Raw genomic sequence first — 8,602 nt, forward strand, 5'->3', positions numbered from 1 at the left:
AGTTGTCAGTTGGCATTAGTCATCAGTCATTAGTTAACAGTCAACCGTCCACAATGCCCAATGACTAATGCCTGATGACTAATAACTATTCGCCATCTTGACTTTCATCAGCAGGAGAATCAACATTTATCTCTGATTCAGGAGCTACCAAAGTGGCAGTACCGCCAAAGAAAGTTGAAGCTTGAGCCTCCGCAATAGGAATACCTGTTTTCTGGGCGTTGCGGGTGGCATTTTCCCTCAGCTTGAGTCTGAGACGTTCCCCTGTATTCTGAATTTTTTCCATGCCGTAATCGTAAGGCCCCGTTGCCAATACCGGCACTCCTTCAAAATTTTCGATGGGGGGCGGCGAAGTCGTCATCCATTCCAAACTCAAAGCTTGCCAAGGATTGTCACCTGCTTTCGGGCCGTACCTCCAGCTCCAAATCACATTAATGATAAACGGGATTGTAGACACTGCCAGCATATAAGCACCGACAGTACAAATCACATTAATTGTGGTAAATTTCGGGTCGTACATTGCCACGCGCCGGGGCATTCCTTGCATCCCCAAAGCGTGCATCGGCAGGAAAGTTACAGTAAAGCCAACATAGGTTAAAACAAAGTGAACTCTACCCCAAAATTCATTAATCATCCGCCCCGTCATTTTGGGGAACCAGTGGTAAAAAGCAGCGTAAATGCCAAACACTGAGCCGCCAAACAGCACGTAGTGTAGGTGAGCGACGACAAAATAAGTGTCGTGAACGTGAATGTCGAAAGGTACGGAAGCTACCATGATCCCGGTGATGCCGCCGAGAACAAATGTTGAGATAAAACCCATCCCAAATAGCATGGCGCTGACAAGCCGGAGTTTGCCTCCCCAAATAGTTGCCAACCAGCTAAATATTTTAATCCCAGTTGGTACGGCGATGATCATAGTAGTGATCATAAAAAACATCCGCAGCCAGCCGGGAGTGCCACTGGTAAACATATGGTGCGCCCACACGATCAAGCCCAAAAAGCTGATGGCGAGACTAGAATATGCGATCGCCAAATAACCAAAAATTGGCTTCCGGGAATGCACCGGCAAAACTTCTGAAATTACCCCGAAAAAGGGCATAATCATAATGTAAACTGCCGGGTGCGAATAAAACCAGAATAAATGCTGGTAGACGATGGGATCGCCGTTGCCGGTCGGGTTAAAAAATGCCGTTCCTGCTAACAAGTCAAACGACAACAAAATTAAAGCTGCGGCTAAGACTGGAGTAGCAATCAAAGTCAACGCTGAAGTCGCAATCATCGCCCAGCAAAACAAGGGCATATCATTGAGACCCATGCTGGGAACGCGCATCGTAAAGATGGTAATGGCAAAATTTACCGCCCCCAAAATCGAAGAAGTTCCCAGAATCAAAACGCTGAGAATCCAAATTTCTTCTCCGGCTTGAGCAGTAACTAAGCTCAAAGGCGGATAGGATGTCCAACCCGCTTGCGGAGCTCCTACCAAAAAACTGCTCAACAGCAACACGCCGCCTACGGGAATCATCCAAAAGGCAACGGCATTTAGCCTGGGAAATGCCATGTCTTTTGCCCCAATCATTAAGGGGATCAAAAAGTTAGCAAATCCGGCTCCGGCGGGTACGATCCACAGGAAGATCATCACCGTCGCGTGAACAGTAAATAAACTGTTGTAGAGTTCGGGGGTGACAAAATCGGAGTCGGGGGTGGCGAGTTCTGTTCGCACCAAAGTTGCCATCACGCCGCCGATTAAATAGAAAATAAATGTTGTTACCAGGTATTGAATACCGATGACTTTGTGGTCGGTATTAAAAGTGAAGTAGTCGCGCCAATGTCTATCGGCGGGCGCTGTTCCGCGAGCCTCAGTGTTTGCACTTTCTTGGAACTGTGCTTGTGTCATAGTTATTAGTCATTAGTTATTAGTCATTAGTTATTAGCTCAGGATAAAATACCCAGTGGCCAGAACTAATGACTATTTTTAGTGATGAGTTGGGTGAAGTTGTTCTAGGGCTTCGGAATTAATTTTTATTTCCCTGACGTAGGGAGCCAAAAATTCTCCGTCTGACAATTCCCCAGGATTGACTGCAACTGCTTGCTCTAAGTTTTGACTGCTAGCAACTTGCTGGCTTTGCAGCCAAGTGTCAAATTCTTCGGGCGTGTGAACGACTGCTACAGCTTTCATCGCTCCGTGATAAGCGCCGCACAATTCAGCACAAACAACCCGGTATTCGCCGGTTTTAGTTGGTGTAAATCTCAGTTCGCTCGGCCGACCGGGAATTGCATCTTGTTTGAGGCGAAATTCCGGCAGCCAAAATGCGTGCAGCACGTCTTGAGCTGAGATATTTAGCTGTACGTCGCGGTTTGCTGGCATATGCAGTTCGCCAGAACTAACGCCGCTTTCTGGATAGCTAAAAATCCAGGCGTACTGCAAACCTGTGACATTTACAACTAAGTCTGCTGGTTTGTCTTCATTTTCTGGGGAAGCGCCGACGCCTAGAGCAACAAGTTTTCTAGACGGAATTTGAGGGGCGTTTTGGGGTGTATCTGAGAGTGTGGCTGCGATCGCACTTCCCCGCATTTTAGAGTGCGCTTGCATCGTGCCGTGGTCATGATTGCCCATCGGATCGAGGCCTCCCATTGAGTTGTAAATCTCAAAACTGTAGACTCCGATTCCTAAAATAATCACCGCTGGCACGGCTGTCCAAAGAATTTCTAAGGGAAAGTTGTCATGCCAAGGCGGCCCGTCTGTGTTGTCTCCTTGACGGCGGCGATATTTAATTGCAGCAACGATGAGAATTCCTTGGACCATGATAAATAGTCCAGTGGAAATGGTCATCATTGTATTGAAAAGTGCGTCTATGTCGGATGCTTCGTCAGAGGCGGCGATCGGCATCAAACCGTGATTCTGCCCGTACCAGAGACTGATCAGAGTCACTCCGATGCCGGCGAGCATGGTGAGGATGGAACTTGGAATGTTCACGCTGGTACTTCTTAATAGCGACACTTCTTCGCTTGAAAAATGAAGGAAGCGCCTCTGGGTTATCAATTTTTAATTGTAAATGGTATTTTTAGTAAAATGTCTCTCTTAAGGGTTACTTAAGGCTTAGAATTTTTGACCGATCGCCTGCGCGCCTCAAAAATACGTCTTTTGTACCTTGACAAAACTCAGTAAAAATGGTAGAGAATCGCTCTATTTGGCTGCTAAATTTGAGATTTTTTCTCAAACACCATCAAATGCTGCTGGGGCAACATATCTTTTGTCTCTTTCCATACTAAACCGACGGCGGCCATTTCTTTTTTCACCTGCTTCTGCGTCATTTTGTGCAAACCTTTAATGGGAATCAACGGGTTTTCGCCGCGATACTCGATCGATACCGTGCGGCCTCCCGGTTTGAGTGCTTTCACAATTCCTTGCATCATTTCTCTGGGATATGCAAATTCGTGATAAGCATCAACCATCACAACTAAATCTACGCTGTTTTCCGGCAAATTCGGATTGTCGATACTGCCCAAAACTGGCTCAACGTTAGCGATATTTTTTTCTTGTTTATTCAATTCCAGAAAATTAATCATTTCCGGCTGCACGTCAACTGCTAAAACCTTTCCTTGTGGAACTAAGGGAGCGATGCGAAAGCTAAAATATCCCGTTCCCGCTCCAATGTCTGCTACAATATCGGTGGGTTTTAAATCGAGATTGTTGACTAATCGAGCTGATTTTTCTTCCATGCCGCGAGACGGTCTTTCTAGCCAACTAGCGCCTTGATATCCCATGACTTGGGCAATTTCTCGACCCATGTAAAATTTGCCGATGCCGTCTGGATTGTGGACTGTTCGCTGCTGATAAATTTGGTCGTCATTGGCGGTTTTACTTGCTTCTGCCGCAGCACAGGCATTGAGCGGCAAGATGCAAAGAATTGTCAATATTATCACTGTTAAGGGTTTAATGAATTGTGCGATTTTTTTCACGATATTTCTAATTTTGTGTTTAATTTATTTCTCGTTCCCTGGCTCTGCCGAGAAACGCAGATCCAGAGGCTCTGCCTCGGTAATATCCAGAAGAGTTCAAGATTTAGCTGACAGCGGATTCTAACAATTTAATTGTACCAGAGTCAGCGTCGATTTCGACTTCTTGGCCGATCGGCAAAGTGAACTGTTCCCGGATGTGTCCCACCATTGAACCATACCACGCGGGAATATTTAAAGGGCGAATGTGGTCAGATAAGACTTGAGGCAAGGTTAGGGACTCTTGGGGTTTTTCAGCTTCGCACTTGGTACATTGTCCGAAAATAAAACCTGATATTTTATCAAGAATGCCCGCTAATTTAAGCTGCGTCAACATTCTATCGATGCGATAAACTTCTTCGCCAACTTCCTCGACAAACAAAATACTGTTTTCCCACTGCGGTAAATATGCAGAACCCACCATTGCTGCGATTACTGATAAATTGCCGCCGATTAGTTTTCCCCTAGCTGTGCCCCGCCCGATTGTTTGAACTTGCACGCTTTTGGAGTTTTGCATCGTCACAGAACCTCCGTCAAACAAAACTTTTTTGACGTAATCTACTGTAAAGGGACTCCAAGTTGACGCACCTAACGGGCCGTGAAAAGTAACTCTATTAGTTTTAGCATAAATCGCCAATAACAGCGCGGTAATATCGCTGAATCCCATAATAATTTTGGGATTGTTGCCGATAATATTGTAATCTAGGAGTGGCAATATCCGACCGCAGCCCCAGCCGCCCATCCCGGTAAAAATAGCTCGCACTGAGTCATCGGCAAAGGCTGCGTTGACATCGGCGGCGCGATCGGCATCCTTGCCGGCTAAATAGCCGTAGCGATCGTAAAAATGCTCTCCCAATTTAACTTTTAAACCCAGCTTTTCGATAACTTTAAAAAAGTCCTCGATTTCTTTTTTGTAGTTGAAAGCAGCAGGATTGATTAAAGCTACTGTGTCGCCGATTTGCAGGCGGCGCGGCTTAACGATCGCACTTTGGGGAGATAGATTAGTTTGGGCGAGCGGCAAAAGCTGAGTACCAATAGCAGTCAGCCCAAAAGTTGTGAGCAGAGCGCGGCGGCGGAGAGTCATAGCTGTTAGGTAATTTTTGCTATAATTGTATAGCAAAATCTCTGCCATATCAGTTTAAAATTGCGAGTTTACAATGAAAACCGACACTAAAATCTCAGCTAAAAAATCTTGGGCTCAAGCTTTAGCCCGTCCTGCTGCAGAGTTTCCGCTGACTCAGCTATTCATTAAAAGCGGTAAAATTCCCGCAGGATTGCGCGGCACTCTCTACCGTAACGGGCCCGCACGTTTGGAACGCGGCGGTGTTGCTGCGGGACACTGGTTTGATGGCGACGGTGCAATTTTGGCGGTACATTTTACCGATGCCGGTGCTGCTGCTGTTTATCGCTACGTGCAGACAGCGGGATATCAAGCTGAGGAAAAAGCTGATAAATTTCTCTACAGTAATTATGGCATGACAGCACCGGTGCCTGCGTGGTTGCGGTGGACTAAATCTGTTAAAAATGCTGCCAATACTTCAGTTTTAGCTTTGCCAGATCGCCTTTTAGCTTTGTGGGAAGGCGGCTTGCCTCACAGCCTCGATTTGCAAACTCTGGAAACTCAGGGAACGGACGATTTAGGAAGTTTAGAGAGCGGATCTTCTTATTCAGCTCACTGCAAGCGCGACCCGATTACTGGGAATATTTTTAACTTTGGAATTACACAGGGTGCTAGTACAAAGTTGAATCTCTATAAAAGCGATAGTACAGGCAAAATATTCCAAAAAGCAACAGTTGCTTTAGATGGAATTCCGATGATCCACGATTTTGTTTTTGCAGGGAAGTATCTCATATTTTTTGTGCCACCGATGCGGCTAAAACCTTTACCAGTTTTAGCTGGAATTAGCAGTTACAGCGAGTCTTTTGAATGGAAACCCGAGTTAGGAACGCAGATATTAGTTGTTGACTCTGAAACTCTCTCTTTAGTTAGTCGCGGCGAAACCGATTCTTGGTTTCAGTGGCATTTTGCTAACGGTTTTGTCAAGGAAGATGGTTCGGTGGCTGTAGATTTTGTGCGCTTCGCTGACTTTCAAACTAATCAGCGGCTGAAAGAAGTAGCGGCGGGTGAAACTCGCACCGATGCGGAGGGGACTCTGTGGCGGGTGCATCTCAATCCTCAGACGGGGAAAGTGACAGCAGCCGAAGAATTGTTGGATCAACCTTGCGAATTTCCGATCGTACCTGCTTCAGAAATAGGGCAAGACTCGCGATATATTTATCTGGCAATGTATCGGCCTGACGTTGATATTGTACGGGAACGTTATGGCGCGATCGCCCGTTTGGACACGCAAACCCGCAATCTCACAATTGCCGACTGTGGCGAAAATCGCTATCCTGCTGAACCCATATACGTTCCAGATATTTCCTCGGAGAAAGGTTGGATAGTAACAGTTATTTACGACGGCAATTCTGACAGCAGCGAAGTCTGGATATTTGACAGCGACGGACTTTCCCGCGAACCTGTTTGCAAGCTAGAATTGCCCGGTGTCATACCTTTGGGCTTTCACGGCACTTGGAAATCGGCAGTATGAGAAAATTGTAAAGAAGTGTTGCGGAAGATTTATTAAAAATTGTTGCCGCTTCTCTGTCAAGTTGTTAAGGTGTGTGTAGATAGGAAATTCTCATATCTAGGAGGTGTGGAATTGATAATCTGCATTGCTCAATTATCCTGTGCCAATTCGCACGAATCCCCGGCGATTGTAAGTCGCGGTTGCACAGGATATCGTCTGCCTCTGCGGACTAAAAAAAGAGGGGTAATTAAGCCCTGGCGAATAACCAATCCCGGCGAATATTCCCGGCCAGTTTACTCGCAGCTACACAGGCAAAGTCCGCCTTCACGGACTGAACAAAGAGGGGTTCTCCAACCCCGGTAAATGACAAATTCGCGGATCACCAATCCCCGGCCAGTTTATTCGCGGCTACACAGGCTAAGTGCGCCTCCGCGAACTGAATAAAAGCGGTAATAAAGCCCGCTTGGCCAGGATTCATGACTAGGTTTGCCCATCTCAGCTTTGTCTGCTGGCATGAGGTTAAAAGACCAGATAATTAACTGATTTCTGGCAAACCAAAAGTTTAGTTCAGCTCACGCGCACGTTAGCGATTCAAAAGTTTTTAGTTTTGAGTTAACCCCACAAGTAAATGAGGTCTATCGGAACAAGATAGCCTTTTCAACAATTATGAATTATGAGTTGTTACCGCCAAAACATCCAACTCATAGCTAATAATTCACAACTCACAACTCATAACTCCGTGCCGCAGTGAGCATCTACCAAAAGGTTTAATCTATGCAACTTCAAGGAAAAACAGCTCTTGTTACAGGAGCTTCGCGCGGAATTGGGCGATCGATCGCCCTGGAATTAGCGAGACAAGGAGTCAAACGTTTGTTGATTGTGGCGCGCAACCGCAAGCAATTAATTGAACTGGCAGAGGAAATCGATCTTTTTGGCACAGAAGTAGTGCCGTTAGCTTTGGATTTAACTCAGTCAGTAGCGGTAAATATTGCGATCGCCCAAGCTTGGCGAGATTGCGGCCCGATTCACCTGCTAGTCAACTGTGCAGGCGTCGCCCACCAAGCATCATTCTTGCGTTCCCCGCTGCCGTTAATCGAGGAAGAAATCGCCTTAAACTTGCTCGGAACCTACACAATTACCCGCTTGATAGCTCGGCGAATGGCGACTCAAAAAGAGGGAACAATTGTCAATGTTTCCAGCTTAATGGGCAAAATTGCCGCTCCGACAATGGCGACTTATTCTGCTACCAAATTTGCCATTTTGGGATTCACCCAAGCTTTGCGTAGCGAGTTAACTCAGTACAATGTTCGAGTCACAGCTTTGCTGCCATCTCTAACAGATACCGACATGGTGCGAGACTTGGAACAATTCCGGTGGGTAGTGCCCACAACTCCCGAAAAAGTTGCCCTAGCACTTGTCGCGGGATTGCACAAAGATGCGCCGGAAATCTTGGTAGGATGGCAAAGTCATCTAGCAGTTTGGTGTCACCGAATTGCGCCTTGGTTGCTGGATTTTGTGTTGCGGATGGCAACTCCAGAACTTCGGGATAAATCGCGGGGCCGCAAATTGCGGGAGGCTTTAGCTAGCGGGCGATAAACCCTTTTATGGGCGGGCTTTCGGGCCTACCCCACAAGAAAACTCATTCTTTGTGGAACGGGCATCTTGCCCGTTCCTAAGCGCACCTTACATTTGGCAAACACTCTAACTGTTAGTCATATCGTTTCCGTTTGCATCGGAATAATATAGAGGACACGGCAGTGCCGTGTCCCTACAATTAATGGGGGTAGGGACACGACTGTCTTGTCGCTGACTGTTGGTAATATCATGGATGCTCATCCTCATCAGAAAATAGCGATGGTAAATCCCGTTCTCCCCTCACCACCCTGATAATTTCAATTCCACTGTCTATCGCCCGATAAAGAATAATGTAACCCATGAGAGGAAGCCCCCGCACAGAAGCCGCTAGTACAGCTCGGCGTAAATACACAGACTATTAGGCCGCCAAGACTTTACCCTTATATGTCCACTTAAAAGGCTTT

At 46.5% G+C, this 8,602-nt stretch carries 7 protein-coding genes; 2 read left to right on the forward strand and 5 right to left on the reverse strand.

The annotated features are described in order from the left end of the window. Positions 1–85: 85 nt before the first annotated feature. From ctaD to QUB37_RS25860, 4 genes are all read right to left on the reverse strand, one after another. On the reverse strand, positions 86–1,891 hold the full coding sequence (gene ctaD / locus QUB37_RS25845) for a cytochrome c oxidase subunit I (RefSeq protein WP_333167589.1): 1,806 nt from the start codon (positions 1,889–1,891) through the stop codon (positions 86–88). Positions 1,892–1,969: 78 nt separating this feature from the next. Next, a complete protein-coding gene (locus QUB37_RS25850) occupies positions 1,970–2,971 on the reverse strand; it encodes a cytochrome c oxidase subunit II (RefSeq protein WP_333167591.1) in 1,002 nt (333 codons plus the stop codon). A 221-nt stretch (positions 2,972–3,192) separates the two neighbouring features. Further along, positions 3,193–3,957 carry a class I SAM-dependent methyltransferase gene (locus QUB37_RS25855; protein WP_333167593.1) on the reverse strand — a complete coding sequence of 255 codons (765 nt, stop codon included), beginning with the start codon at positions 3,955–3,957 and terminating at the stop codon, positions 3,193–3,195. A 103-nt stretch (positions 3,958–4,060) separates the two neighbouring features. Continuing rightward, the gene (locus QUB37_RS25860; protein WP_333167601.1) at positions 4,061–5,077 is read right to left on the reverse strand and encodes an LD-carboxypeptidase; all 1,017 of its coding nucleotides are present in this window, start codon (positions 5,075–5,077) and stop codon (positions 4,061–4,063) included. Positions 5,078–5,150: 73 nt separating this feature from the next. Between QUB37_RS25860 and QUB37_RS25865 the strand changes: the two genes are divergently transcribed. Together QUB37_RS25865 and QUB37_RS25870 are read left to right on the forward strand one after the other, a co-directional pair. Beyond that, a complete protein-coding gene (locus QUB37_RS25865) occupies positions 5,151–6,584 on the forward strand; it encodes a carotenoid oxygenase family protein (RefSeq protein ID WP_333167595.1) in 1,434 nt (477 codons plus the stop codon). A gap of 753 nt (positions 6,585–7,337) precedes the next feature. After that, a complete protein-coding gene (locus QUB37_RS25870; RefSeq protein ID WP_333039678.1) occupies positions 7,338–8,159 on the forward strand; it encodes an SDR family NAD(P)-dependent oxidoreductase in 822 nt (273 codons plus the stop codon). Positions 8,160–8,385: 226 nt separating this feature from the next. Here the strand turns inward: QUB37_RS25870 and QUB37_RS25875 are convergent, their stop codons facing one another. Then, positions 8,386–8,550 (reverse strand): hypothetical protein, encoded by a 165-nt coding sequence (locus tag QUB37_RS25875; protein ID WP_333167597.1) that lies wholly within the window; start codon positions 8,548–8,550, stop codon positions 8,386–8,388. Between the last annotated feature and the right edge of the window lie 52 nt (positions 8,551–8,602).

This window comes from Microcoleus sp. AT3-A2 (assembly GCF_036705685.1).
In the GTDB taxonomy this organism is placed as follows: Bacteria; Cyanobacteriota; Cyanobacteriia; order Cyanobacteriales; family Microcoleaceae; genus Microcoleus.